Genomic DNA, 25,908 nt, shown 5'->3' with positions numbered 1-25,908 from the left:
ACAATGCCCGGCACCGGCCGACAGGCCACCACCGAGGAGCTGACCGCCGCACACTTCGCCGACTTCGTCGCCGAGGCACACGGCGGACGCCGGCCGTTCCCCTGGCAGCAGGCGCTGCTCGACCGGATCCTCGCCGACGGGCGCTGGCCCGACGTCATCGACGTACCGACCGGGCTCGGCAAGACGACCGTGCTCGACGTCGCCGTGTTCGTCGCCGCGCTGCGCCCCGACCTCGCGCCCCGGCGGACGTTCTTCGTCGTCGACCGACGCCTCGTGGTCGACGAAGCCCACGAACACGCCACCGCCATCCAGCAGGCGCTGGGGGCGGATGCCGCCGGGCCGGTGTGCCGCGCGGTCGCCGACCGGCTGCGCGCCGTGGGTGACCCCGGTGAGGTGCTGACCGTCGCCCGGATGCGCGGCGGCGTCACCTGGGACCGCGTCTGGTTGGAACGCCCGGACCGGCGGGCGATCATCACCGGCACCATCGACCAGGTCGGCAGCCGGCTGCTGTTCCGGGGGTACGGGGTCAGCGAGTACGCGCGCAGCATCGACGCGGCGCTCGTCGGCACCGACAGCCTGATCGTCGTCGACGAAGCCCACCTGGCCACCGCGTTCCACACCACCGCCCGCGCGGCGTTCGACCTGGACCGGTGGCCGATCGCCCGCCGGCCGGTGCTGGTCACCATGTCGGCGACCAACCTGGCCGACGACGACCGACCGGCGGCCCCCGACATCGGTACGCCACCGCCGGCCCCCGACATCGGTACGCCGACGGTGCACACGATCAGCGCCGCCGACCTCGACCACCCGGATGCGGGGCAACGGTTGCGGGCCGGCAAACGGTTACGCCTCGTCCAGGTCGACACCAACCGGCGCAAGGCCGCCACCGAGGTGCCGCAGGTGATGGCCGACCTCGCCGTACGGCTGGCCGACCGGGGCGTGGTGGCCGTCGTCGCCAACACGGTCGCCCGCGCCCGCGCCGTGTTCGACCGGCTGCCGGCCGGCACCGACGCCGTCCTGCTGACCGGGCGGATCCGCCCGATCGACCGGGACCTGCTGCTGAAACGCCACTACCAGCGGATCAAGGTTGGCCGCGACCGCTCCGACGACCGCCCGTTCATCGTCGTGGCGACCCAGACGATCGAGGTCGGCGCCAACATCGACGCCGACGCGCTGATCAGCGAATCAGCCCCGCTGCCGGCGCTGATCCAGCGACTCGGCCGACTCAACCGGCTCGGCCAGCACAACGCACCGGCCCCCGCGTACCTGGTGCACGACAGCACCGTCGACGCCGACGACCCGGTCTACGGGTCCGCCCGTCTCGCCACCTGGCAGTGGCTCGCCGGCCGGATCACACCAGCTGCGCCGGCCACCCCCCACCACGGCGAGTTCCGCGACGTGTCGCCGGCCGCGCTGCGCGACCTGCGCGCCCAGGCCCCGGCCGCAGCCGTCACCGCCGGCGAACGGTACGTGCCACTGCTCAACCAGGGCACTTTGGACGCCTGGACCCGCAGCTCACCCACCCCGCACCCGGACCCGCCGGTCGCCCCCTATCTGCACGGCATCGGCACCGAGCCGCCCGCCGTCACCGTCATCTGGCGAGCCGGGCTGCCCGCCGATGAGACCGAACACTGGCCGGCCACGATCGACATCGTGCCGCCGGTCGCCGACGAAGCCATCGAGGTGCCGATCCACGCGATACGCCGGCTGCTGACCGGCACGGACCCGGCCGACCTGACCGCCGACGTCGACCTCGCGGCCGCGCCGGACGAGCCGACCCCGACAACCGGCGGTACGGCCGACCGGCTGGTGCTGCGCTACCCGCGCCGGGGCGGCGGCGAGGTGATCCGCGCGGCCCAGATCCGGCCCGGCGACACCATCGTCCTACCCGTCGAGTACGGCGGCTGCGACCAGTTCGGCTGGCACCCGGCCAGCCGGGAACCGGTCGTCGACGTCGCAGACCTGGCCCGCCGCCGAGGCCGACCACTGCTGCGCCTCGGCGCCCACCTGCGCCCACTCGTCGTCAGCTACCGGCCCGACCCGCAGCAGCCGCTGACCCCTGACATCGAAGCGGCCCTCGACGCGCTGCTCGCCGCACCGACCGCAGACCAGGACCCGACCGACCCGGCCGGCTACCGCGAACTCCTTCGGGCGCTCGCCACCGCGCTGACCACCGACCATCCGCTGCACGACCGCACCCTGCAACCCCTGCTCGACACCGACCTGCACGTCACCCGTACCGCCACGGTCCTCGACGCCGAGACCGGCCGGAGCTGGCAGCCGCCGTTCCCGGTGCTGCTCACCACCGCCCGACAACCAGCGGCCCGGCAACCAGCCGGCGGCCAGAGTCCCGGCTACCGGCAGGCCGAGGACGACTCGGAAGCGGGCAGCTCCGCCAGCGCGTACCCCGGTCGGCGCATCCACCTCGACGACCATCAACGGGCGGTCGCCGCCCGCGCCGCCGAAATGGCCCGCAACCTCGGCCTGCCCGCGCCACTGACCGCCAGCGTCGAATCCGCCGCCCGCTGGCACGACGACGGCAAACGCGACATCCGCTTCCAGGCGATGCTGCACGCCGGCCGACCGGAGCTCGCCGAGCTCGCCCCACAGCCACTGGCCAAATCCGGCCTCGACCCGGCGAACCTCGCCGAAGCGCGACGCGCCCAACACGCCGCCGGCTACCCACCAGGGATGCGACATGAAGCTCTGTCGGCGCGGGTCGCCGCCGCCCGACTGGCCGGGCACACCGGCGACCACGACCCGGAGCTGGTCGTGCACCTGGTCGCCAGCCACCACGGCCGTAACCGTCCACTGCTGCCGCCGGTCGTCGACGACCGGCCGATCAAGGTCGCCGTGCCGGGTCTGCTGCCGCTGTTCGACTCCGCCGACACCGTCGACTGGTCCGCCCCGGCCCGGTTCGCCCACCTCAACGACACGTACGGCCGGTGGGGTCTGGCACTGCTGGAAACCGTCGTGCGACTGGCCGACATCTGGGCGTCCGCCCGCGACGAGGAAACGCCCGCTGGCGACCAGGAAGGGACAGCCCTGTGACCGACCCGATCGAGCTGCCGGCTCTGGACGGGCGGGACCCGCTCGGGTTCCTCGCCGCGCTGGGCACCCTGCGGCTCCTGGCCGACCACCACGATCCCGTCACCGCGCTGTCGTTCGACGACCGGACCGCCGTCGCCCGACTGCACAGCCGCAGGCTGACCGCACTGGATGACCTGGTGTCCACGATCGTCGGCATCCTCGACACCATCCCGCCCGACGGGGTGATCCCTGGCGTGCCGGCAACCTTCCCCGCGTCGAAGGTCGGCGTCGCGGCCGACCCGATGCGGGTCGCCCGCGACGAGTTCCGGACTGCGGCCGGCACGCTCACCGGCGGCGAACCGGCCGCCGCACGGTGGCTGGCCGCCCTCGTCACCGACCTGGCCGCCGACGCGAAAGGCCGCGCCGCACTCACCCCGTACACCGCGCCCGCCGGTCAGCAGAGCCTGCGCTCGCTCTTCGCTAAACCCCTCGAAGAGGTACGCAAAGACCCGACGACACTGATCCGACAGGCGTTCACCGGCTGGCGGCGCGTCGACGGCTACACCGGCGAATACCTCGACCACCGTGTGGTACGCGGCGCGGCCGACCACCCGTCCGGCAAGTCCGTCGAAGCCGGCGTGCCCGGTGCCACCTGGCTGGCCATCATGGCGCTGTCGATGCTGCGGCTGACCGGCGACGGCAGCACCGTCGCAGCAACGGGCTGGCATCAGGTGCCCGGCCGACGCCAGCCGGTCATGCTGTGGCCACTGTGGCGGCAACCTCTCGACCGGTACGCCGTCACCGCTCTGCTGGAGCACCGCGACCTGCGACTGGGCGACGGCGTCACCGTCAACCCGGCCAGGTGGGCGCCGCTCGGCGTCTTCACCGTGGCCGCCGCCGCCCGCCGACCCGTCGAGGGCCGCAAATCAGCCGGCGTGCTCGCCCCGATCCCGGTCACCATCAACGGCCCGACACCCACGAAACCGTGACAACAGGGCGTACGGGTCACCAGCCACCACAGCGACGCCAGCGATTACGTCGGTGCCGCCGAGTACGCTGACCTCACTTCCACCGCGTGGACGGTCACGGAGTCGTTTGATTGACAAATGAACAGATGCGCCCGATACGTCCACCGACCTCGGAACCCCCGGTGGACACGCCTCACGCGGGAGGTTCCGAACCCGGATATGCAGCCAAACCGGACCAACCAGACCGGCAACTCGATTGAACTCCATCGCGAACTGGCTATATAGCCAGTTCGCGAGCTCCGTCACCGGCCCTCGCGGGCCGGTCTCCATTGCGACCAGCACGGCCGGACGGCCCACTGGGAGCAGGCCGGCCCCGTCACCGGCCCTCGCGGGCCGGTCTCCATTGCGACACGGGCGGTGTTGATACTCTCTTGCGCAGACACGGTCTCCGTCACCGGCCCTCGCGGGCCGGTCTCCATTGCGACGAGACAGTGAGAGCGGTGATGTCTACGTCGGCGGACCGTCACCGGCCCTCGCGGGCCGGTCTCCATTGCGACCCGTGTACGGGCCCGCAACCCCCATGCCGTCGGGGTTCCGTCACCGGCCCTCGCGGGCCGGTCTCCATTGCGACATTCTCGACAAGGAAGGCAACCGCACCACCGGCGACGCCCCGTCACCGGCCCTCGCGGGCCGGTCTCCATTGCGACCGCCGTACCGCCACGACAGCGGCCCATAGTTGGTTTCGCCGTCACCGGCCCTCGCGGGCCGGACTCCATTGCGACCTTCCGGAGAGGTGAATGGCGCCCAGCGCGGAGCGCCCGTCACCGGCCCTCGCGGGCCGGTCTCCATTGCGACTCGGGGGTGACCGTCGGGTCCGGGTAGGTGATGTACCCGTCACCGGCCCTCGCGGGCCGGTCTCCATTGCGACTGCTTCTGGGCCATCCCTTACCCCCCGGCCGCCTGCCCGTCACCGGCCCTCGCGGGCCGGTCTCCATTGCGACTGCGGGGCGATACCCTGCAACGCCCGCTGAATGCGCGCCCGTCACCGGCCCTCGCGGGCCGGTCTCCATTGCGACTCCGCCGTGTCCGGGCCTTGCTCGGCGTACGCCTCATCCCCGTCACCGGCCCTCGCGGGCCGGTCTCCATTGCGACGACGGCCTCGACACCCTCCTCACCGGATCGTCGACCGACCGTCACCGGCCCTCGCGGGCCGGTCTCCATTGCGACGATGCTGTTTCCGTGCGGGTCGGCAGCGTCGGGCTGTCCCGTCACCGGCCCTCGCGGGCCGGTCTCCATTGCGACGGGGACGGCCGTCTCCGGCCGACGGTGGGTGACTGCCCGTCACCGGCCCTCGCGGGCCGGTCTCCATTGCGACGGCCAGATCACCCCGTCCGGGGAGTGGTGCAGTCGGCGGCCCCGTCACCGGCCCTCGCGGGCCGGTCTCCATTGCGACCGAAGCGTGGCGGGGTGCGGAAGGCCAACGGCGAGCACCCGTCACCGGCCCTCGCGGGCCGGTCTCCATTGCGACGAGGACGGGGCCGATGTGCAGCAGGGCGCGCCGGGTCCCGTCACCGGCCCTCGCGGGCCGGTCTCCATTGCGACTCTCCTTGACCGATGGAACACTTACGGACCTTGTCTAGCCCGTCACCGGCCCTCGCGGGCCGGTCTCCATTGCGACATGGACGGCCGGCCGATCATGCTCCGCCTGCGGGACCCGTCACCGGCCCTCGCGGGCCGGTCTCCATTGCGACTCCGTCTGCATCAACGCGTGCGGCGGCACGCCCAACCCGTCACCGGCCCTCGCGGGCCGGTCTCCATTGCGACGAGAGTTCGGTCAGCTCGCACAGGTCATCCACGGCCAGCCCCCGTCACCGGCCCTCGCGGGCCGGTCTCCATTGCGACAAGATCGTGGACGTGCTGGCCCGCTGGTGTCCGGACCTGCCCGTCACCGGCCCTCGCGGGCCGGTCTCCATTGCGACGGGGCGACCGACCCCGGGTTGCAGGGCATGGGCAGCGTCTGTCACCGGCCCACACGGGCCGGTCTCCATTGCGACTTGTGGAATGATCCGGACAAACGGTCCCGGGTGCGATTCTGTCACCGGCCCACACGGGCCGGTCTCCATTGCGACTTGTGGAATGATCCGGACAAACGGTCCCGGGTGCGATTCTGTCACCGGCCCACACGGGCCGGTCTCCATTGCGACGTCCCGGCGTCCCGGTCGTCGATCGGTGTGGCGGACCGTCACCGGCCCTCGCGAGCCGGTCTCCATTGCGACCGGTCCCGCACCTCATCCGCCACGTACGCCGACGCGGCCGTCACCGGCCCTCGCGGGCCGGTCTCCATTGCGACCCCGCCCGGCACGGTGCGGAATGCCGATCGGGTCATCCGTCACCGGCCCTCGCGGGCCGGTCTCCATTGCGACACGAATCGACCAGCCGGGTGCGTCCGGTTCGCGGTACACCGTCACCGGCCCTCGCGGGCCGGTCTCCATTGCGACGCCCGGCCTGCGCCGTCAAGCCGGCGCAGCTCCACCGCCCCGTCACCGGCCCTCGCGGGCCGGTCTCCATTGCGATCCCATGTTGGACATCTGAAACGTGTTGTCGGCCCCGGCCGTCACCGGCCCACGCGGGCCGGTCTCCATTGCGACGGATTCGGGCTGAACAACCTGCGCTACCTGGCGTACCGTCACCGGCCCTCGCGGGCCGGTCTCCATTGCGACACCAAAGCAGCCGGAATGTGCTTCCGCTGGATTTCGTGCCGTCACCGGCCCACACGGGCCGGTCTCCATTGCGACTGGGGCAGCAGGGCGAGCATGTAGCCGGCGGCTGGCCGCCGGCACCGGCCGACGCGGGCTGGCCTCCATTGCGACAGCGCGGCGAGATGCGTCAGCAGCAGCGCCATCTGTTCCGTCACCGGCCCACGCGGGCCGGTCTCCATTGCAACCCGGCACCCACTGCGCATGGCCGCGAGATCACACCGTCACTGGCGCACCGGGGCCGGTCTCCATTGCGACTGCCAGCATGGTGTGGAGCTCTCCGTCTACGACCTGGCCCTTCACCGACTCGAGAAGTCGGTCTCCATTGGGGTGCGGGGCGGCTGCCGTTGGTGCCGGACGACGCGCACTCATGGACAGCGAAATCCGGTTCCTGGGCCAATCGAGTCAGAAGGGATCAAGCCGCGAGCGCCGGTCGCCTCGCCAGCGGTGGGCTGGCGAGGGCGACCGGCTGCGGGCGTAGCGGCAGGGGTCAGTCAGCGGGCGGGGGTGTGGGTGAGGAAGGTGGTCCAGGCGGTGGGGGAGAAGGTGAGGGTGCCGCCGTCCCGGTCCTTCGAGTCGCGGACCAGGACCCGGCCGGGCAGGTTGCCGGCCACCTCGACACAGTTGCCGCCGGTGTCGGTCGACCGGCTGGACTTGCGCCACGCGGCGGCGACCTCCACACAGTTACCGCCGGTGTCGCCGGAACGGCTAGATTTGCGCCACTGCAGGCCGTCAGAAGTCGTCATGGTGTCAGCCTATATTTTGCGATGATGCGCAGCGACGCGCTGGTGGAGGCGGCGTCGCCGAGCAGCCTGTCCCACTTGCGGTTCAAGAACTGGATCGTCTCCTCGTCGTCGGCGACCTGGCCTTTGGCGACGTTCTCCAAGTATACGGCTGGGTCGATGTCGTGAAGATCGGCGAGGACGAAGCCGCCGCCGAGACCGACGTGCGCGCCGACCTCGGTCGGCAGGATGTGGATCCGTACGTTCGGCATCTCAGCAACCTCCTGGAGGTGCTGGAGCTGCCGGTCGAGGATGGCATGGTCGCCTATTGGCCTGCTCAGGATCGACTCGTCGAGCACGAAGGTGCACTCAGGCGGCTCCTCGCGGGTCAGCAGCTCCTGCCGTTCCATCCGGAGCCGGACCAGTTCCTCGGCCTTGGCCGGTGTGTGCAGGTTGCCAGCGGTGATGATCGCTCGGGCGTACTCCTCGGTTTGTAAAAGGCCAGGGACGACGCCCAACTCGAAGTTTCGGAGGCGGGTGGCTTCGGACTCGATCTTGCGCCAGGCGATGAACCAGGCGGGAGTGCGTTGGCGTTCGGCGCGGTCCAGCAGTTCGGTCAGCAGGCCGCCGGTGTCCAGAGCTACGTCGGCTTCTTCGGCAAACTTGAAGGTCGGCTTGCGTCGGCCCGTCTCGATCGCGGCAATCGTCGACGCACTCCAGTTGATCTTTTCGGCGAGCCCGTCCTGGCTTACTCCGGCGGCGACCCGCGCTGCTTTGAGCGCGCGTATCCACATGATCATGTCCACCGCTTACCCCTCCGTACGTGAGTGATTTCACGGGTATGCCGCTCCATCCTTACGGGAGAGTGCCGGCGGAGTCCAGAGTGTTCGTAGGAGAAGTTTCCGAGGATCAGCGGAGGGCAGAAAATGAGCGTCCTGGTGCCAGGTTCCCAACCGCCGGCCATCCCCGAGTTGAGCGAGGAGCAGACCCGTGACGTCGCCATCCGGTACGCGACAAGCGTCGTCACCGACCACTGGCCTTCAGCAGAGTGGGCCGGCTGCCCGGTCTGCCTGACCGACGGATGCCGCCCGATGGACACCGCGCTGCAATTTCTACGCGTGGAAGACTTCGGAGCGTACGAGTGGTTCGCCGAGCTGCTGCGCGACGGCAAGCCGGTGGAAATGATCAACGATGAGAAATGACCCGCTGGTCAAAGTCGGCGACACGGTTTCGCTGAATACCGGCGACTACTGCTACGGCCTCGGTCGGCTCGTGCTGCGGGTCACCCGGGTCGACGACGGCGCACAGCATCCGGGGATCGAATGGGTCCACCTGGTCGGGGTCGAGGTCGTCGGCGGTGAGGACCAACGCTTCCGCTTCATCGTCGTACGGGCGGACGCGCTGCGCCGCCCCGGCGCGGTGACCCGGCCGGCCCGTCGCCGCCCGTGAACTCGTCGAGTGGAGGGCTGGGGTACGTAATTTCCGCCGAATTACGTACCCCAGCCCTCCACTCGACGCGCGGTGGCGCAGCGGCGGTGCGACTACGCGGACAGTCGCTGCGAGAAGCGGATGTTGTTGCCGGACGGGTCGCGGACGCCGCAGTCGCGTACCCCGTACGGCTGGTCGATGGGCTCCTGCATGACCTCCGCCCCGGCGGCCCGGACCCGATCGAACGTCGCGTCCACGTCGTCGACCAGGAAGATCAGCCCACTGAGCGAGCCCTTGGCGAGCAGTAGTTCCAGGGTCTCCTGGTCGGCGGCGCGACCCATCGCGGCGACTTCGAGCACGATCTCGACGTCCGGCTGTCCGGGCGGGCCAACAGTCAGCCAGCGGACGCCCTCGAACGGCACGTCGGTGCGGACCTCCAGGCCGAGCACGTCGCGGTAGAACTTCAGTGCCTCGTCCTGATCGCGGACGAGCAGGAACGTGTGGGAAAGCTTGATTGTCATGCCAGCGACGCTACGCCGGCCGGCTGACCTGGGCTTCTCCAAACCGACTTGATACTCCGGCCGGTCCTGGACAGGCCGTCGCCCGGTAGCCTGAAGCTGATGGTGCCGAAGTGATGCCGAGGTTCGGAAAGTGAGGTTCGCGTTGTGGGTACCGGCTACGAACCGATGAGTCTGGCAGTGCTGGCCAGCCATCTGGCATCCACAGACGTCGACCAGACCCGGTGGAAGTTGGTGTGGGAGTTCCTGGAGGAGTTCCGCTGGGAGCCGGCGGACACCAGGGTGACGCTGCTGCTGGACGAACCGGAGCAGACCGGGGACGAGCGGTGGGACGCGCTACTCGCGGCACTCGCAGAGCATCTGCTCGCTCAGGCGGACGTCGCCCCGCCGCAATGGGCTGAGGCGCGGGTGCTGCGCCGACCATGGTTTCCTGCCGAACTGGCAGTCCACCGGGCAGATGCGTTGGCGTGGGCGCCAGCCGCCCTTCGCAAGCATGGGGTGTACCTGTCCGTCCACGACCTGGCAGCGGCGTGACCGGCTCAGACGGCGTCCTGATGGGGCGCGCGGAACTTGAGCGAGCGTTCAGTAGCCTGGGTGATCGGCTCGTCCGTCGAGGGGTCGTTGCTGACATCTTCGTCGTCGGTGGTGCCGCGATGGCGCTGGCCTATGACGCAAGACGGGTGACCAGGGACGTCGATGCGATGTTCGTGCCGCACGGCGTCGTTCTCGACGAGGCGCGTGCGGTGGCCGACGAACTAGGACTGCCCCCGTGGTGGCTCAACGAGCAGGCCAGTGTGTACGTGTCTGGCAAAGAGGACCCGGGGCGACGGCGGGTCTTCGACCATCCCGGCATTCGCGTCATGGCGGCTTCGCCCGAGCACATCTTCGCGATGAAGGCTCTCGCGGCACGGGCACGCGACGTGGACGACCTTCGTACCCTCGCTGCACTGGCCGAGGTCGCGACGGTGGACGATGCCGTGCGGTTGTGCCGTGACTTCTATCCGGACGAGGCGATCTCGCCACGAGCCATGGGCGTGATCCGTGAGCTGTTCGGTTAGCTCCAAGCCTCGTTTCAGCCGTCAATGAACAGTAAGGCGCAGCGCGGCCGGGCGGGTCGGGCGGGTGACGGCCTTGACGTAGCAGGCCGGGATGGCCGCGCTAGCGGCGTGTGACCTGGCCCGGTACGCGCTGGGCGACTCGCCGACCAGCTCGGTGAAGCGGGAGCTGAACGAGCCGAGCGAGGTGAACCCGACCGCCATGCAGACGTCGGTGACGCTCAGGTCGCCACGGCGCAGCAGCGCCTTGGCCCGCTCGACCCGCCGGGTCGACAGGTAGCCGTACGGGCTCTCGCCGTAGGCGGCACGGAACAGCCGGGTGAAATGCGACGGCGACATGTACGCGGCCCGCGCCATCGCCGGCACGTCCAGCGGGCGGGCGTACTCCCGGTCCAGCAGGTCCCGGGCGCGGCGCAGCCGGACGGCTTCCTCGACGTTCACCCGGTCAGGGTGCCACGCCCCACCGACATCCGGCTTCGTCGTTCAGCCCGACGGAGTCAGGTCAGGCTGACGGAGCCAGGTCAGTCCGACGGGGTGAGGCCGCGCCGGATGTCGGCGGATGATGCGCCGTGCAGGTCGGGCCGGTTGACGCCCAGCTGCCCGACCACTTGGCGGGCGGCGGCCACGTCCTGGTGCAGTCGGGTCAGAGCGTCCGCCACCTTGGTCTCGTCGTCGACGAACTTCTCGTTCTGCTTGGTCAGCGCGCCCTGCACCGCGACCGCGACATCCTGCGCGGTGATGCCGCCGATCTCGATGGGCTCGGCGTCCCCGCCGACCTCCAGCCCCTGCGCCAGGGTGCTGGCCGAGATGATCACCGCGCCGACCCAGGCCGCCATGCCACCGGTGGCGGCGATCAGGGTGCCGGCGGCGATGCCGACCAGCGTGCTCCAGACGTGGCCCTTGGCCGACTTGCCGCCCGCGCCGAGGTCACCGAGCGCGGTGAGCGCCTTGTCGAGCAGGTCGAGGACGGCCTTCCGTTGAGCGATCTTGCTGATCTTGTTGGCTTCCAGCAGCTCCTTGGCGATGCGGGCGGCAGCAGCCTGGCAGGCCAGCCCGTTCTCCAGCGGGGCCACGAAGTTGCCGATGAAGGTCTGCTGGAACGAACCCTCCCAGTGGTTCTCCATCTGGTCGCGGACGGTCTGCAGGCCGGTGAGCCCCATGTCACGGTTGCCGAGTTCGCCGGCTTCGGCGACCGACCCGCCGAACATGGTGGCGATCGTGCCGAGATTGTCGATGGCCAGGTTGGCCTCGTCCGGGTCCGGCATCAGGTAGCTATTGAAGGTGGGGACAACCCAGGCGTAGTGTTCGTTTTCGATCGCATACTCCCACTGCCTGATCTCCGCCTCGGCGAGGACCACCTCCTCGTTCGGCAGCCCGGGGCCTTTGTTGATGACGACGGAGAACGCCCCGGAGGTGATGGTGTACGCCCGCCGGTCCGGGTTGGCCTTGTTGTACTCCTCCAGCAGCGCATCCAGGTAGGAGCGCATGTCCTGCAGGGTCTGCCGGACAAACTCCTGCCGCAGCTTTTCGGCCTTATCGGTCAGATCCGAAACGAATTTCGGATTCGCGTACTCGGCCGGGGTGTCGGCGTTGCCCATTGTCGCCCCCTTCAGGAAGCGTCGGACCGGCGTGGGGCGGGGATCGGCGTACCGGGGTCGTCCTCGGACCCGGGTGCGGGCGGTGCGATCGCCGGGTCGGTGGAGTTGCGCCACGGGTCGGCGAGAAGCGCCTGAAGCTCGCTCGCGGCCTGCGCGTCGGTCGCCTCGTACGCGAGGCGGGCGTCCCGCACGGCGGTCGCGCCGTCCAGCACCACACCGCCGATCTCGGCGTACATGTCCTGCAGTTCGTAGCGCAGCGTGTTCCACATGGTCAGGGCGAAGGTCAGCCCGGATGCGCCGTCCGCCGCCGCGACCAGCCGGTTCGCGTCGTAGTAGACGTCCGCCACGCGCGGCAGCAGCGCCTCAGACACCCGCCACAGCGCGTACAGGTCCCCGCCGGTGACATCCTCCGGCATCACCATCACCCCCGGTCGATGGTCGGTGGAACCGCTCGGGCGGGCTGCCGAGCGGTGGTGCGTTCATGCTCTACGGCGGCGTACCGCGACGACCGCCACCAGCAGCGTCACCGCGACGGCGGCCACGGCGGCCAGCACCCACCATGGCCGTACCGCGCCGTCGGGATCCGCGTCGCCGCCGTTGCCCGGACCGGCGGCGGAGATCGCCGGAAGCTCCAACCGGTACACCTTGTGCTGGCGTGGGTCGACCAGGTAGCCGAGCTGGTCGTCCACCATGGCCAGCGGGCCGGCGAACGACGGATCCGCCAGCAGGGTCTCCACCCGGCCGTCCGGGTGGAGGCGGTAGAGGCCGTCGTCGGTCGACAGGTACCGGGCGTTCGCGGTGGCGGCCAGGTAGAGGGTGCCCTGCCAGGCGCCGGCGGGGATCTCTGCCGACTGCGATTCGGAGTACGTCCACCGGCTGTCGCCGTCGCGGACCACCGCGCGCATCACGTCGTCGGACAGGCCGTACAGCAGGGTGCTCGCCACCCAGCGGCCGCCGGCGGGGCCGTCCGCCGTCGAGATCGGCGCGTACGGGAAAGTGAACGTCGCCGCGTCGCCGCCCGCCACCAGCCCGACGTCGCCGCTGCCGATCAGCGTGTCGATGACGCCATCGGCGTCGATCCGCCGGACCCGGTAGTTGCGCAGGTCGCCGAAGACCAACCCGCCGTCGGCGTCGACGGTCAGGCCGCTGACGTCGCGCAGTTGCGCCTCGACGGCCGGCCCGCCGTCACCGGCGAACCCGGCCCCGTTGTCGCCCGCCACCACGGTTACGTCACCGTCGGGCGCCAGGGCGAGGATCCGGGCGTTGCCGCTGTCACCGATGTAGACATCCCCTGCGCTGTCGACCGCCAGACTGCTCGGATAGCTGAGAGTGAACTCGCCCACGGGGACGGTGCGGATCACGCCGTCGGTGGATATCGCCCGGACGACCCCGTTGCCGGTGTCGGCGACGTACACGACCCCGTCCGGCGTGACGGCGACCCCACCGGGCTGGTTCAGCGCCGCCGCCGTGGCAGGACCATCGTCGCCGGAGTACCCGGCCTCACCGGTTCCGGCGTACAGCGTCGCCGTCGATCCGTCGGCCGGAGCCGCCTCGGCCGCCAGCGGCTCGACCGGAGACACCGCGTCGGCTGCCCGTGCCGGCAGCGGGATTCCGACTGTCGCCGTTGCGACGAGTGCCGCAGCGAGCCCACGCGCAGTTCGTTTCACCGCCTAGTCCTAACACAGTGTGGCAATCGACTGTCGTCTCGTTGCCGTCGCTGTCCGGGGCGGATTTCGACGGTGGCCAGGTGACCTGCGGAGCGGGGGAGAGATGAGCGAGCCCGACCTTGACCGCCGCCCGCCGATCTCCGCGTCGTCCCCGGACGGTGCGATCTGGGCGGACACCACCGACGGTACGGACTTGCGGATCAGCTTCAGCTACGCGGCGTACGGTCGCTACACCGACGACACCCTCGCCCACCAGCTGAGCCGGCTCGGGCAGGCGATGTGGGTCGCGTTCCAGCGGTCCCAGGACGATCTCCACGAGCGACGGTCGGCGTCGTTCCGGGTCGTCGTCGACCCGCCGGCCCGACCCGAGCAGACACCAGGGCAGGCCGCGTACGCGCGGGCGCTCAACGAGGTGGTCGCGTCCGGCGGCTCACCGGACGGTTCGATCACGGTACGCACCACCGGCGCCCTCTCCTGGACCGTGCAGCTCGCCGAGGGCACGGTCACCCGGCTGGGCGAGAGCGCGTTCGTCTCGCAGCTGACCGCGGCCGTGCAGGCGATGCTGGCCGACCGGGAGCGGAAGATCGCCGCGTTGAAGGCCGAGTTCCTCGACCTGGGGGTGCCGAAGCGCTGGACCGCCCTGCTGCACCAGCTCCGCGAGCAGAACCGCGCCGAGCGTTGACGACGGCTTGCACGTCTGTCAGACGAGCCCGGCGGGGTCAACGGGATGAGGTGGGGGTCTGCCAGACGGTGGTGGCGTGCCAGTCGCGCAGGAACGCGCTGACCAGGTCGTCGGTCGGGAACCCGCCGCCCGGGTGCTGGACAGCGGCGGCGCGGTGCTCGGCCCGCAGCTGCTGCTGTTCCGGGTCGACCCGGCGCGGGTCGACCCGTACTTCCTGGCCGGGTTTCTGCGCGCGGCGCAGAGCCGGACCAGTGGTGCGGTGCGCAGCTCGTCGGCGTTGGCCCGCACCGACGCCCGACGGGTGGTGATCCCCCGACTACCGTTTGCCGAGCAACGCGGCTACGGTGAGGCGTTCCGGCGGCTGGTCACCTTCGAGGACAGTCTCCGGCGCACGGTGTCGCTGGGGGAGGCGTTGATCCGGCAAGGGTTCGCCGGGCTTGCCGACGGCACCCTGCGACCACCGTCGACTGCTGCGGAGAGGTAGCGAGAGGTGAGCCTGCCGGCGTTGAGCGAAGGCCGTTACGAGCTGGAGCAGATGATCGCGCGGGGCGGGATGGGCGAGGTGTGGCTCGGCCGGGACGTGAAGCTGGAGCGGGAAGTCGCCGTCAAGTTCATCCGGTTCCCCGACCTCGAACCCGACCCGGAGCTGGTGAAACGGTTCTTCCGGGAGGCTCGGATCACCGCCCGGCTGCAGCATCCCGGGGTGCCGGCCGTGTTCGACGTCGGCAGCCACGACGGCCGGCCGTTCCTGGTGATGCAGCGGGTCGGCGGGATCAGCGTCGCCGACCTGGTCGCCGAGCAGGGCCAACTGCCGGTCGGCTGGGCGGCGGCGATCGCCGCGCAGACCTGCGCGGTGCTGTCGGTGGCGCACCGGGCGTCGCTGGTGCACCGCGACCTGAAACCGAACAACCTCATGGTCGAGCCGGACGGCGGGGTGAAGGTGCTCGACTTCGGGCTGGCGGTGGCGTTGGACCGTACCGACCTGTCCCGGATCACCCGTACCGGGTAGAGCCTGGGCACCCCGGCGTACATGGCGCCGGAGCAGATCCGCGCCGAGTTGAGCAGCCCGCAGACCGACCTGTACGCGCTCGGCTGCACCCTGCACGAGATGCTCACCGGCGCACAGGTGTTCACCGGCTCCAGCCCGTACGTACTGATGAACCAGCAGGTCAGTGGGGTGCCGACATCGTTGCGGCGGCTTCGTCCGGACGCGCCGGACGAGCTGGCGCAGCTGCTGGCGGCGCTGCTGGCCAAGCGCCCCGACGAGCGGCCGGGCAGCGCCGACGAGGTGTACCGCCGGCTGTTGCCGTACGCGACGGATCTCGGCCCGCTGCCCGGGGCGCTGGCGCCGCCGACACGGCCCAGCCCGGTGCGGATGTACGCGGAGGTTCTCGGCCGGGTGCTGGCTGCCCGCCCGGACCCGGCGGCCCCAGCTGCGCCGGCTGCGTCGGAGCTGTCTGCTCCGTCGGCTGAGGCTGAGCCGACGCTCAGTCGTACGGCGCTGGACCGGGCCCGCAGCGAAGCCGGCCGCCTGGTCCGGCAGTCCCGGTTCCACCAGGCGGCCGAGGTGCTCGCCGATGTCGCCGGTCCGGCGTCGCAGGTGTTCGGCCCCACCGACGGTGATGTGGCGAGCCTGCGGTTCGAGCTGGCGAGCGTGCTGTTCGAAGGCGGCGACTACCGGGGCGCGATCCCCGTGTACCGGGAGCTGGCCACTGATCTGGCCGCCGCAGCCGGCTCCGCCGCGTCTGCGGGCGCTGCGGGCTCCGTCGCCGGCCCGGCGTCCGGCGGCTCGGCTGCTGAGTTGGCGGTGGCCTGCCGGCTCAAGGAGGCCACCTGTCATGCGTTGATCGGGCAGTCGACCGAGGCGTTGCAGCTGCTCGACGCCCTGCTCACCGACGAGGTAGGGCAGCACGGCGCAGACCATCCGGGTACGTTCGACCTGCGCCGGCAGATCGGGCTGCTGCAGCTGGGCTCCGGGCAGGTGGCGGCGGCCGCCGCGACGTTGCGCGAGTCGCTGGCCGTCCTGGTACGCGCGTACGGCCCCGACCCCCCGGATGTCGCCGAGGCCAGAAAGCTCCTGGCCGACCTGCCGGACGAGCTGGTCGGCTGACTCCGGCTCCGGGGTCAGCCCGGCTCGGTGACGTCGGGTCGACGAAGGCCCCGGGAGCGGGCGGCACGCCAGGCTGGGCCGACGACAGCCACCAGGCCGATGGCGCCGACGCCACCGAGCCACGCTGTGGTGATCGTTCGTCCCGCGTCCCGCCCGGGGATACAGGAGACGATCAGCGGCTCTCGCTGACCGAGTGGGTCGATGTCGACCTCGACCATCGAGCCGACCGGCTCGGCCGGCCCACAGAACGGAACCCAGCCGAGATCGTCGCCGCCGACGGAGAGCTGGTAGCTGGGGTGGCACAGTTCGGTGCCCGGCACGCACCCGTCACGGACATCGGTGACCTCGGCGGTGACCTGTTCGCCGTACGGCGAAAGGTTGCCTTCGCCGTACGCGCCGGCGAAGGCGAGACTGAGCGCTCCGACCGCGATCCCCAGCAGTGTGCGTCCGGTGATGACGACCGTCGTCAACCGGCTGGCCCGGTTACCGGAAGCTGCGCGAGCGGGCCAGATGGCGGCGACCACGTAGGCGGCTGCAGCTGCCCACAGCACCAGGACGGCCGTGACGAAGGTGAGTCCCGGTTCCTGGCCCAACAGGAAGCCGCTGAGGAGGGTCAGCAGCACCGCTCCGCCGAGCCACAGCATCGCCATGCTGCCGATTGTCCGGCCGGCCGGGCCGCCGCGCCAGGGCCGGCCGGTTGTCGGGTGCACGAGCCGAACACCAGATACCTGTCACCGTTGTTTTGACGTGTCTGGTGTTCGGCCGGCCAGCGGCAACCGACCCAGTGCCATGATCAACGTGGGCTATTCGGCGTTGTTCAAGAAGCCGCCAGGTGGTGTTCCGTTGTTCTTGACCGCCATGCCGCGCTTCCCCGGCACCACCACCCTGTCCGTCGGTGACGAGCATGAACCGCTCCAGGCCGGGGACGAAGATGTTGACCACGGCCAGGTTGCCGGTGACGTAGTGGTCTCGCTGCAGCGGCGTGAAGCCGCGTCTGACGAGGGCATCGATGAGCGCGTCGAAATGGCCAACCGCGGTGTCCGGCGCTTCCGTGTCCCGGTACGGCACCAGGATGGCGTCGCCGAGCCGGGTGCTGAAGTCGCTTCGGTAACAGGCATGGAGCGCGGGGTAGGGCGTCGTCCAGTCGTGCCGGACGGGCGCCATGGCCGCGAACGCGGAGTGGATGTTCCCGAGCGAGGACGCCAGGTGGATTTGGACCAGCTCGCTCACCGCACGGGCGATCGCATAGTGGCGGGAGAGTGAGGCGCCGCAGCCGCGGATCCGGGCCGGTTCGCCATCCTGCGTGGGAAGGTAGGCGAAGATCGCCGGCACGCCCAGATCGGTGGTCATGTCGATCAGGTACAGCCGCTGACCGGTGATGGTCTCCGCCGCCCAGCCGTTGTTGCAGGAGTAACGGCTCACCCCGGTGTAGTCGTAGTGGTCACCCAGACTGTCCCGCAGCGGGTCGGCTTCCTCGTCGAGGTAGTCCGGCACGGAAGGAACAGCGGCACGTCAATCTCGGCGCCGCTGGTCACCACCCGGAAGGGTAGGCACCCCATCGGCCCGTCGGGCAATTCCCCGAGCAGGCCGAGCGCCACGTCCTGGCTGAGCGTCACGTCGCGGGAGATCTCACCCGCGCGGCGTAGCGTCGTCCCGCCGCCAGCGAGGCCGCGCAGTCCACCAAGGTGGTGCTCCAGCGCCTCGAAGATCGCGCTGAGCCCTACCGTGGACGGTCTGCCGAGGCCGAGGGCGCTTGCCGGGAGGCCCTGGACTCGTTCGACGACCTGCTGGACGACGGCGCGACCGCGTACGCGTGGTATGTCTTCGGGTTTGCGGCGGTCGACCAGCAGCGGTACGAGGACGCCGTGTCATGGTTCGGCCGGTGCCTCGATCTGTGTGTGTCAGCCGGTCTGCACGTGCGGGAGGCGAGGGCGCGCTACCGGCTGGCGGATGCCTTACGGGAGACCGGCGAGCTGGAGCTCGCTCTCCGGCATGCCCGGCAGGCGGCCGGGCACTGCGAGCGGCTCAGTGACCAGCGAGATCAGGCCTACGCTTATGCGGTGCTCTCGCGGGTGCTGCACGCGCTCGGCGCCGACCAGGAGTCCCGCGAACAGCTGATCCTGGCCCACGACCTGTTCACCGTGCTCGGCCTGCCGGAGGCTGCCGAGACCGGACGGCAACTCGCCCGGAGTCCCTGACCAGTCCGAAGGGGACGGGGCTAGCGGCGGAGGATGACAGTGTCCAGGATGTCGAAGGTGGCCGGGGCGTCGCGGCGGCTGCCGACCAGGAACGCCACCTCGCGGCCGGGCTGGCACAACGGCCACCAGAACTCACGTGCCAGCGCGCGCCGCAGCGGCAGCCCGCAGTATTTCTGCCGCGCGCGTTGGTATGCCACCACGTCCCAGTCGCGTAAGTCCTGTACGTGACTGCGGCAGACCGGATGGTGGCAGTGGTAGCGGTAGGCGACGGTGAACGGCGGTCGGCGCAGCAGGTCGTGCACCACCGGACGGAACAGGTCGGGCTCGGTGCGGCGCCAGGTGGCGGCGGACCAGCGTTCGGCCGGCGGTGCCACCGGGGTCCGGTTGACCCGTACGTAGCGCAGTTCGGCGACCCGGATCAGCGCCAGTGACTGGGCGTCGGGGTGCCGTGCCGCCGAGTCTTCCAGGTCGCACATGGACCATTCGGCGTGCCGGTGCAGGACCGCGGCGCGTCCGGGCCACCGCCGGGCTTCGTGACGGACCCGCAGGGTTGCGTCGTGGACTCGCCAACTCTCCGGGCGGGGATCGGCCGGGTCCGGCTTGGCGATGGCTGAGACGATGTCGTACCGCCGTACCGGCGCGGTCTGGCTGAGCGGGTGGGCGGGGATCTCGTCGAACCGGATCCAGCGCTGGGGGCCGTCGAGGCGTAGGCCGACGAGGGTGGTCATCGCGCCGTGTGTCGCGGACGGCACCGGCGGGGTGATGCCGGTGACCAGCACCTGCATCGGGGTCGTGTCGCTGTTTTTGCCTGGTGGTGGTTGGTGGTGCGGCGTCCGGTACAGCTCGCTCACGCACGCCTCCGGCCGAGGGGTAGCCATTGGTGATCGGGCGACTACTTATTGCAAACAGGGTCGCACGGGTGGCACCCCGGAATCCAGAGCCGATCTCGCGGACCGGGTTGGCGTGGTAGATTGTTGGGCGGTCGCCCAATACGAGCGTCCAGGGCAATCGCCCAACAGTCGCCGTTCCGGAGGTGAGACGTGACGCAGACCGCCGCCGAACGCGGCCGGCAGGTACGGGCCCGGCTGCGCGCCGCCGCCGTCGCGTTGATCGCCGAGCGCGGCTGGGCCGCCGTCAGCACCCGGCTCGTTGCCGACCGGGCCGGGGTCGCCCCCGGGCTGGTCCACTACCACTACGCCTCGGTGCGGGCGCTGCTGATCGAGGCGGCCACCGGCACGATGACCGACCTCGCCGGCGAGCTGGACACCCTGCTCACCGGGGCCGTGAGCCCCGAGGCCGGAGTACGGGCTCTGCTCGCCGCCCTCGACGGATACTCCGGCACCGACCCGACCTCGCTGCTGTTCGCCGAGGTGTACCTGGCCGCCGCCCGCGACGCCGAGCTGCGCCAGGTGCTGACCGGCATCCTCGACGGGCTGCGCGGCCGGATCGCCGACTGGCTGGCCGGCCACGGCGTCGCCGACCCGCCGGGCAGCGCCGCAGTGCTGGCCGCCGCCCTCGACGGCCTCATGCTGCACCGTCCACTGTCATCCGGCCTCACCTCGGACGCGGTCGCCGGACCGCTGATCCGCCTGGTCACCAACGACATCACCGACAGCTCAGCATGAGCACCACCGACAACGCCACGACGGAAGGGGACCGACAGTGAAGGCGGTCATCTGCGGCGCCGGGATCGCCGGGCTGGCCCTGGCCCACCGGCTGGACGCCGCCGGCTGGGCGGTGACCGTCCTCGAACAGGCGCCGGCGCCGCGTACCGAGGGCTACATGATCGACTTCTTCGGGCCGGGCTACGACGCGATCGAACGGATGCGGCTGCTGCCGCAACTGCACGAGTACGGCTACCAGGTCACCGCGCTGACCTACCGGGACGATCAGGGCCGCCGCCGGGCCAGCCTCAGCTACTCCCGGTTCGCCGGCATCGTCGACGGTCGGCTGGTCAGCATCATGCGTCCCGACCTGGAACGGATCCTGCGCGAGGCGCTGCCAGGCCGGGTCGCGCTGCGCTACGGCAGCCGGCTGGCCCGCATCGACCACCGCGCCGACCGGGTCGACGCCACCGCCGTCGACGGCACCGTCCACCGGGCCGACCTGCTGGTCGGTGCCGACGGCATCCACTCCACCGTCCGTCGGCTGACCTTCGGCGACGAACGGCACTACCTGCGCCACCTCGGCTTCCACACCGCCGCCTGGGTGTTCGACGACCCGGCGGCCCGCGACGCCATCGGCGACGAGTTCGCCCTCACCGACAGCACCCGGCGCCAGCTCGGCTGCTACGTGCTGCGCGACGGGCGGATCGCCGTCTTCGCCGTGCACCGGACCACCGACCCGCAGCTGCCGGCCGATCCCCGGTCGGCCCTGCGGCAGGAGTACGCCGGCCTCGGCTGGATCGCCCCGCGGGCGCTCGCCGCCTGTCCACCCGCCGACGACATCTACTACGACCAGGTCGCCCAGATCGAGATGCCGGCCTGGAGCCAGGGCCGGGTGGTCCTGGTCGGCGACGCCTGCCAGGCGGTGTCCCTGCTCGCCGGGCAGGGCGCCTCGCTGGCCGTCGCCGGGGCGCAGACCCTCGCCGCCGAGCTGACCCGGGCACTCGACCCCGCCGCCGGCGCCGACCCCGGCGTGCTGGCGATAGCGCTGCGCCGCTACGAGACCGCGATGCGGCCGGTCGTCACCGACAAACAGCAGGTGGCCCGGCGCGGGGTCCGCTGGTTCGTGCCGGAGCACCGGTGGTGGCTGCACGTACGGCGGGCCGCGTTGGCCGCCGCCGGGCTGCCCGGCATGGACCGGGTGATCGCCGGAGCCATGGTCGGCAAGTCCAACGCCTGACCCGGGCCAACGGTCGGCCGGGTCCAGTGCCTGACCTGGGTACGCTCGTAGCATGCCGACCCCGACCCCGCCGAGCTGGATGATCCGCGGCCGCGAGCTGCTGTTCGACCTGGCCATCGTCGCCGTCGTCGGTTCCGCGTGGGTGCTCGCCAACGGCCCGTACGGCCTGACCGGCAGCTGCCACCGCGATGGCGCTGGTGATCGGCATCGGGCTGGTGACAGCGTTCTCGGTCGGCGGGCACAGCGTCAAACGAGCGGTGGAGCGGGAGGTTGACGTCCGGATCGGAGCCGCCTTCCTGGTGCAGTCCGACCTGGACCCGGTGCCGCCCGAGCTGATCGACCGGCTTCGTGACCTACCGGAACTCGGCGTGGTGCTCGACGGCGCCGAGGTGTACGGCGCTCCGGGCGGTTTCGACGTGGCCGCCGGCCACCCCGACCTGCTGACCAAGGCGGAGCTGGCGGTGGCCGACGGGGACGTGCGGGACTTCGGGCCGGGCCGGGTGATCGACGTCACCGCCGCCTACCCCGACATCGACACCTGGCTGGTGCAGCTCGACCCGGCAGCCGGCGTCGGTGCCGAGGCCGCCCGCGAGGCGGTGGAGTCGATCGTCGTCAGCTATCCGTTCGTGGCGTTCGTCGATCGGGCGGCGTACGCCGAGGCGCGGACCAGTACCGTCGACACGGTGCTGCGGTTCGTGCTGGCGCTGCTGGCCCTGGCGATCCTCATCTCGCTGCTCGGTCTGGCCAACACCCTGACCCTGTCGGTGGTCGAACGGACCCGGGAGAACGCCTTACTGCGGGCCGTCGGTCTGACCCGGGGCCAGCTGCGCCGGATGCTCGCCACCGAGGCGGTGCTGACGGCGGTCAGCGGTACGGCGTGCGGCATCGCTATCGGGGTGGCCGGGGCGGCGAGCGCGCTCGCCGTGCTCAACAGCGCCGAGGACGACATCTTCCGGCTGGACCTGCCCTGGACGCAGCTCGGGGTCGTCGTCGCGGTGGCGGCGGTCGCCGCGCTGCTGCCGGCCCGCCGGGCGCTGCGTCAACCGGTCGTCGAGTCGCTGGCGGCCGACTAGGTCGGCAACTGTTGATCGCTGATTGCCAGATCAACGCTTTCCTGGATCGGGAACTGCCCGGAGTCGTTGCGGGGGCGCCTCCGGGCAGTCCGACAATAACAGATATCTATAGACAATCATTGATATCTAGACCAATGGGTGCGATAGTCGGGTGGAAGCGCCCGCACCCGTATGAGCGCCCAGGAACGGAGGATGTACCGTGCGTTCACGCAACCTCGATCAACGCGGTCGGCGATCCCGACCGGCCGCCCGCCAGCCTGTTCGAGCGCTTTTTCTGCTGCTCGCCCTGATGGCCGGCATGCTGCCGTTCACCGGCGCGGCGCAGGCTCACGGCACCATCGTCAACCCGGCGAGCCGCGCCTACCAGTGCTGGCAGGACTGGGGACACCAGCACATGAACCCGGCCATGCAGCAGCAGGACCCGATGTGCTGGCAGGCCTTCCAGGCCAACCCGGACACCATGTGGAACTGGATGAGCGCGCTGCGCGACGGGCTCGGCGGCAGCTTCCAGGGCCGCACCCCCGATGGTCAGCTGTGCAGCAACGCCCTCTCCCGGAACAACAGCCTGAACCAGCCCGGACAGTGGAAGAAGACCAACGTCGGTCGCAACTTCACGATCCAGTTGTACGACCAGGCCAGCCATGGCGCCGACTTCTTCCGGGTCTACGTGAGCAAGAACGGGTTCAACCCCGCTACCCAGCGGCTCGGGTGGGGAAACCTCGACTTCATCACCCAGACCGGCCGGTACGCGCCGGCACAGAACATCAGCTTCAACGTTTCGACCTCCGGTTACACCGGACACCACATTGTCTTCGTGATCTGGCAGGCGTCCCACCTCGACCAGGCCTACATGTGGTGCAGTGACGTGAACTTCGTCTGATCGGCAGAGCCGACGAACGACGGCACGGCTCGCCCACCTACCCGGGACCACCGCGTCCCGGGTCGGCGGTCCTGCACACTCGGGGGCTGTCCGGCTCCCGCCCGCACCGGTACGGTGTGCCGGGTCTGCCGACCCGGGGAGCGTGCACATGGCCGACATGTCAGCGGAGATCGCCGCCGAACAGGCGTACTTCGACGCCGCCGCCCGGGAACGCGACCGGCGGGTGGCCGCACTCGGCTCGCTGGCCCGCAGCGGGGCCGACCGGGCCACCGCCGCCCGACTGCGCCACCACGCCGAAGCCGTCACCCGGGCTCTCGGCGGCGCCGCCGACGCGGTCGCGTTCGGCCGCATCGACGACGAGTCCGGCGAGGCGTACTACCTCGGGCGGCACCTGATCGGCTCGCCCGACGGCGGCGACCCGCTGGTGATCAACTGGCAGTCGCCGGCCGCGGCCCGCTACTTCACCGCCAGCCCCGACGAGCCCCAGGGCCTGGCGCGCAAACGCGGATTCCAGTGCACCGGCAACGTCATCGACCACCTCGACGACGTCCTGTTCGCCGGGATCGCCGCCGGGATCGCGGGCGGGTCGACCGATGGGTCGGGTCGGGCCGGCGTCGACGCGCAGCTGCTCACCGAGCTGGCCCGGGGCCGCACCGGCACCCTGCGCGACATCGTCGCCACCATCCAGGCCGCCCAGTACGAACTGATCCGTGCCCCGCTGCAGCAGGTCCTGGTGATCGAGGGCGGCCCGGGCACCGGCAAGACCGCCATCGCCCTGCACCGGGTCTCCTGGCTGTTGTTCCAGCACTCCGAGCTGACCGCCGACGACGTACTCGTGGTCGGCCCGCACCCGACGTTCATGCGCTACATCGGCCAGGTGCTGCCCGGGCTCGGCGACGCCGAGGTCGAGCTGCGCGACATCAGCCGGCTCGCCCCGACGGTACGGCGTGGCCGGGCCGAGCCGGCGGCGGTGGCCCGGATCAAGGGCGACGCCCGGATGGCCGGCCTGCTCGACCGGGCGCTGCGCAACCGGATCGGCACCCCGGACCCGGCGGAGCGGCTGCTGCTGGGCAGCCGGTTCGTCACCCTGCCCGGCGAGCAGGTGCAGCAGGCACTCGACGCCGCCGCCGCGGCCGACCTGCCGTACAACGGTCGCCGTCAGCTGTTCCGTGACCGGCTCGCCGACCTGGTCCAGGACCGGTCAGGCGTCGACCCGCGCGGCGAACCGGCGCTGGCCAACCTGGTCGAGCGGCTCTGGCCGCAGCAGAGCCCGGCGGCGTTCCTGCGCGGCCTGCTGGCGTCCCGGCCCCGGCTGCGCACCGCCGCCGGCCCGGCGGCTGCCGCCACTGGCTCGGCCGCCGACGGGCTGACCGCCGACGAGTTGGCGCTGCTGCACCGGCGCGGCGCCGACCGGATCTCCGAGGAGATCTGGTCCGCCGCCGACCTGCCGCTGCTCGACGAGCTGGACCAGCTGATCGACGGCGGGCCGTCGCGCCGGTACGGGCACGTGGTGGTAGACGAGGCGCAGGACCTGTCACCGATGCAGTTGCGGGCGGTGGCCCGGCGCAGCCGCACCGGCTCGTGCACGGTCGTCGGCGACCTGGCCCAGTCGACCGGCGGTTGGGCCCGGGACAGCTGGGACGAGGTGACCCGGCATCTGCCGTCGACCTGCCCGGTGCGGGTCGCGCCGCTGCGGTACGGCTACCGGGTGCCCCGCCAGGCGTACCAGTTCGCCGCCCGGCTGCTGAAGGTCGCCGCGCCCGGCGTGACACCACCGGAGGTGGTCCGGGACGGTCCGGCTGAACCCGGCGTGCATCGGGTCGGGCTCACCGATCGGGCCGGTCGGGTCGTCGCGGTGGCCGGCGAGCACGCCGCGCGGGGCGCGTTCGTCGGCGTCGTCTGCCCGCCGCGCTGCCGCCGCGAGGTCGAGGCGGCGCTCGCCGACAACGAGATCGCCTGGAGCAGCGCCCAGCAGGGCGATCTCGGCGCGGCGATCAATCTGGTCAGCCCGGCCGAGGCGAAAGGCCTGGAGTTCGACGCCGTGGTGGTCGTCGAGCCGGAGCAGATTGTCGCCGACGACGAACGCGGCCACCGGATGCTGTACGTCGCGTTGACCCGCACCACCGGCCACCTGGACGTGGTCTGCGTCGGCGACCCCCTGCCGCTGAACACGCCGTACCGCCCGGATCCGGGTTCGGCCGACGACCAGTCCGAATTCACCGAACGGTCCACCCGGCTGCTCGCCGAGCACCTGGCCGGTCAGTTGCGCGCCGGCGCGCCGGCCGCACACTGGGCGGAAGTCATCGACGAGGTACGCCGCCAGCTCGGCGACTGACCATCCGCAACCGACTTGCCACAGTGCGGAGCTAGTGACCGGGC

24 protein-coding genes, 1 pseudogene and 1 CRISPR repeat array are annotated in these 25,908 nt (G+C 71.1%); of the genes and pseudogenes, 15 read left to right on the top strand and 10 right to left on the bottom strand.

The genetic code is table 11. From position 1 onward, the window contains the following. Nucleotides 1–3 precede the first annotated feature (3 nt). Both cas3u and O7553_RS22075 read left to right on the top strand, forming a co-directional pair. Nucleotides 4–3,051, top strand: a complete 3,048-nt coding sequence (gene cas3u, locus O7553_RS22080; protein ID WP_281551584.1) for a type I-U CRISPR-associated helicase/endonuclease Cas3 — start codon at nucleotides 4–6, stop codon at nucleotides 3,049–3,051. Continuing rightward, entirely contained in the window at nucleotides 3,048–4,019 is a 972-nt protein-coding gene (locus O7553_RS22075) for a hypothetical protein (protein WP_281551583.1), read from the top strand. Before cas3u ends, O7553_RS22075 begins: the two co-directional genes overlap by 4 nt. A gap of 278 nt (nucleotides 4,020–4,297) precedes the next feature. Then, a CRISPR array of direct repeats spans nucleotides 4,298–7,012; the repeat unit is 37 nt; unit sequence CCGTCACCGGCCCTCGCGGGCCGGTCTCCATTGCGAC. 236 nt (nucleotides 7,013–7,248) lie between these two features. Here the strand turns inward: O7553_RS22075 and O7553_RS22070 are convergent. Beyond that, a complete protein-coding gene (locus tag O7553_RS22070; protein ID WP_281551582.1) occupies nucleotides 7,249–7,500 on the bottom strand; it encodes a DUF397 domain-containing protein in 252 nt (83 codons plus the stop codon). After that, a complete protein-coding gene (locus O7553_RS22065) occupies nucleotides 7,497–8,276 on the bottom strand; it encodes a helix-turn-helix transcriptional regulator (RefSeq protein WP_281555701.1) in 780 nt (259 codons plus the stop codon). Before O7553_RS22065 ends, O7553_RS22070 begins: the two co-directional genes overlap by 4 nt. Before the next feature lie 126 nt (nucleotides 8,277–8,402). Between O7553_RS22065 and O7553_RS22060 the strand changes: the two genes are divergently transcribed. Together O7553_RS22060 and O7553_RS22055 are read left to right on the top strand one after the other, a co-directional pair. Further along, a complete protein-coding gene (locus O7553_RS22060) occupies nucleotides 8,403–8,678 on the top strand; it encodes a hypothetical protein (protein ID WP_281551581.1) in 276 nt (91 codons plus the stop codon). Next, entirely contained in the window at nucleotides 8,668–8,925 is a 258-nt protein-coding gene (locus tag O7553_RS22055) for a hypothetical protein (RefSeq protein WP_281551580.1), read from the top strand. The genes O7553_RS22060 and O7553_RS22055 overlap by 11 nt, the downstream gene beginning before the upstream one ends. Before the next feature lie 92 nt (nucleotides 8,926–9,017). Here the strand turns inward: O7553_RS22055 and O7553_RS22050 are convergent, their stop codons facing one another. Continuing rightward, nucleotides 9,018–9,425, bottom strand: a complete 408-nt coding sequence (locus tag O7553_RS22050; RefSeq protein WP_281551579.1) for a VOC family protein — start codon at nucleotides 9,423–9,425, stop codon at nucleotides 9,018–9,020. Nucleotides 9,426–9,590: 165 nt separating this feature from the next. Between O7553_RS22050 and O7553_RS22045 the strand changes: the two genes are divergently transcribed. Together O7553_RS22045 and O7553_RS22040 are read left to right on the top strand one after the other, a co-directional pair. Then, nucleotides 9,591–9,956, top strand: a complete 366-nt coding sequence (locus O7553_RS22045) for a hypothetical protein (protein WP_148083555.1) — start codon at nucleotides 9,591–9,593, stop codon at nucleotides 9,954–9,956. Then, entirely contained in the window at nucleotides 9,953–10,480 is a 528-nt protein-coding gene (locus O7553_RS22040) for a DUF6036 family nucleotidyltransferase (RefSeq protein ID WP_281551578.1), read from the top strand. Before O7553_RS22045 ends, O7553_RS22040 begins: the two co-directional genes overlap by 4 nt. Before the next feature lie 21 nt (nucleotides 10,481–10,501). Here O7553_RS22040 and O7553_RS22035 read toward each other — a convergent pair whose 3' ends face one another. From O7553_RS22035 to O7553_RS22020, 4 genes are all read right to left on the bottom strand, one after another. After that, nucleotides 10,502–10,918, bottom strand: coding sequence for a helix-turn-helix transcriptional regulator (locus O7553_RS22035; protein WP_281551577.1), 417 nt, complete (start codon nucleotides 10,916–10,918; stop codon nucleotides 10,502–10,504). Between the two features lie 80 nt (nucleotides 10,919–10,998). Further along, nucleotides 10,999–12,075 (bottom strand): hypothetical protein, encoded by a 1,077-nt coding sequence (locus tag O7553_RS22030; protein WP_281551576.1) that lies wholly within the window; start codon nucleotides 12,073–12,075, stop codon nucleotides 10,999–11,001. Between the two features lie 11 nt (nucleotides 12,076–12,086). After that, nucleotides 12,087–12,491: a hypothetical protein gene (locus tag O7553_RS22025; RefSeq protein ID WP_281551575.1), complete on the bottom strand. Its 405-nt coding sequence runs from the start codon at nucleotides 12,489–12,491 to the stop codon at nucleotides 12,087–12,089. Between the two features lie 63 nt (nucleotides 12,492–12,554). After that, entirely contained in the window at nucleotides 12,555–13,742 is a 1,188-nt protein-coding gene (locus O7553_RS22020) for a hypothetical protein (protein ID WP_281551574.1), read from the bottom strand. 103 nt (nucleotides 13,743–13,845) lie between these two features. On the opposite strand from O7553_RS22020, the gene O7553_RS22015 reads away from it, so the two are divergent. The 3 genes and pseudogenes from O7553_RS22015 (at nucleotide 13,846) to O7553_RS22005 (ending at nucleotide 16,534) form a co-directional block, all read left to right on the top strand. Then, complete coding sequence (locus tag O7553_RS22015) at nucleotides 13,846–14,424, top strand: hypothetical protein (RefSeq protein WP_281551573.1); 579 nt, start codon at nucleotides 13,846–13,848, stop codon at nucleotides 14,422–14,424. Nucleotides 14,425–14,500: 76 nt separating this feature from the next. After that, a complete protein-coding gene (locus O7553_RS22010; RefSeq protein WP_281551572.1) occupies nucleotides 14,501–14,908 on the top strand; it encodes a hypothetical protein in 408 nt (135 codons plus the stop codon). A gap of 6 nt (nucleotides 14,909–14,914) precedes the next feature. After that, a pseudogene (locus tag O7553_RS22005) lies at nucleotides 14,915–16,534 on the top strand (serine/threonine-protein kinase). Between the two features lie 14 nt (nucleotides 16,535–16,548). Here the strand turns inward: O7553_RS22005 and O7553_RS22000 are convergent. Together O7553_RS22000 and O7553_RS21995 are read right to left on the bottom strand one after the other, a co-directional pair. Further along, nucleotides 16,549–17,004 carry a hypothetical protein gene (locus tag O7553_RS22000; protein ID WP_281551571.1) on the bottom strand — a complete coding sequence of 152 codons (456 nt, stop codon included), beginning with the start codon at nucleotides 17,002–17,004 and terminating at the stop codon, nucleotides 16,549–16,551. A 13-nt stretch (nucleotides 17,005–17,017) separates the two neighbouring features. Next, nucleotides 17,018–18,028, bottom strand: coding sequence for a YcaO-like family protein (locus O7553_RS21995; RefSeq protein WP_281551570.1), 1,011 nt, complete (start codon nucleotides 18,026–18,028; stop codon nucleotides 17,018–17,020). A gap of 191 nt (nucleotides 18,029–18,219) precedes the next feature. On the opposite strand from O7553_RS21995, the gene O7553_RS21990 reads away from it, so the two are divergent. Next, nucleotides 18,220–18,732 carry a tetratricopeptide repeat protein gene (locus O7553_RS21990; protein WP_281551569.1) on the top strand — a complete coding sequence of 171 codons (513 nt, stop codon included), beginning with the start codon at nucleotides 18,220–18,222 and terminating at the stop codon, nucleotides 18,730–18,732. A 20-nt stretch (nucleotides 18,733–18,752) separates the two neighbouring features. Here O7553_RS21990 and O7553_RS21985 read toward each other — a convergent pair whose 3' ends face one another. Next, nucleotides 18,753–19,583, bottom strand: a complete 831-nt coding sequence (locus tag O7553_RS21985) for a hypothetical protein (RefSeq protein ID WP_281551568.1) — start codon at nucleotides 19,581–19,583, stop codon at nucleotides 18,753–18,755. Between the two features lie 189 nt (nucleotides 19,584–19,772). On the opposite strand from O7553_RS21985, the gene O7553_RS21980 reads away from it, so the two are divergent. The 5 genes from O7553_RS21980 to O7553_RS21960 all read left to right on the top strand — a co-directional run bounded on the left by O7553_RS21980 (nucleotide 19,773) and on the right by O7553_RS21960 (nucleotide 25,864). Further along, nucleotides 19,773–20,357, top strand: coding sequence for a TetR family transcriptional regulator (locus O7553_RS21980; protein WP_281551567.1), 585 nt, complete (start codon nucleotides 19,773–19,775; stop codon nucleotides 20,355–20,357). A gap of 37 nt (nucleotides 20,358–20,394) precedes the next feature. Further along, a complete protein-coding gene (locus tag O7553_RS21975; RefSeq protein ID WP_281551566.1) occupies nucleotides 20,395–21,576 on the top strand; it encodes an FAD-dependent oxidoreductase in 1,182 nt (393 codons plus the stop codon). A 188-nt stretch (nucleotides 21,577–21,764) separates the two neighbouring features. Continuing rightward, nucleotides 21,765–22,649 (top strand): FtsX-like permease family protein, encoded by an 885-nt coding sequence (locus O7553_RS21970; RefSeq protein WP_281551565.1) that lies wholly within the window; start codon nucleotides 21,765–21,767, stop codon nucleotides 22,647–22,649. Nucleotides 22,650–22,848: 199 nt separating this feature from the next. Beyond that, nucleotides 22,849–23,529 carry a lytic polysaccharide monooxygenase gene (locus O7553_RS21965; protein ID WP_281551564.1) on the top strand — a complete coding sequence of 227 codons (681 nt, stop codon included), beginning with the start codon at nucleotides 22,849–22,851 and terminating at the stop codon, nucleotides 23,527–23,529. Between the two features lie 148 nt (nucleotides 23,530–23,677). Beyond that, nucleotides 23,678–25,864, top strand: a complete 2,187-nt coding sequence (locus O7553_RS21960) for an ATP-binding domain-containing protein (RefSeq protein WP_281551563.1) — start codon at nucleotides 23,678–23,680, stop codon at nucleotides 25,862–25,864. Nucleotides 25,865–25,908: the final 44 nt, after the last annotated feature.

The sequence above is a fragment of the Solwaraspora sp. WMMA2059 genome, assembly GCF_027497315.1.
Lineage (GTDB): Bacteria > Actinomycetota > Actinomycetes > Mycobacteriales > Micromonosporaceae > Micromonospora_E.
The sequence above is the reverse complement of the archived record's forward strand: the minus strand, read 5'-3'. Positions and strand labels throughout refer to the sequence as shown.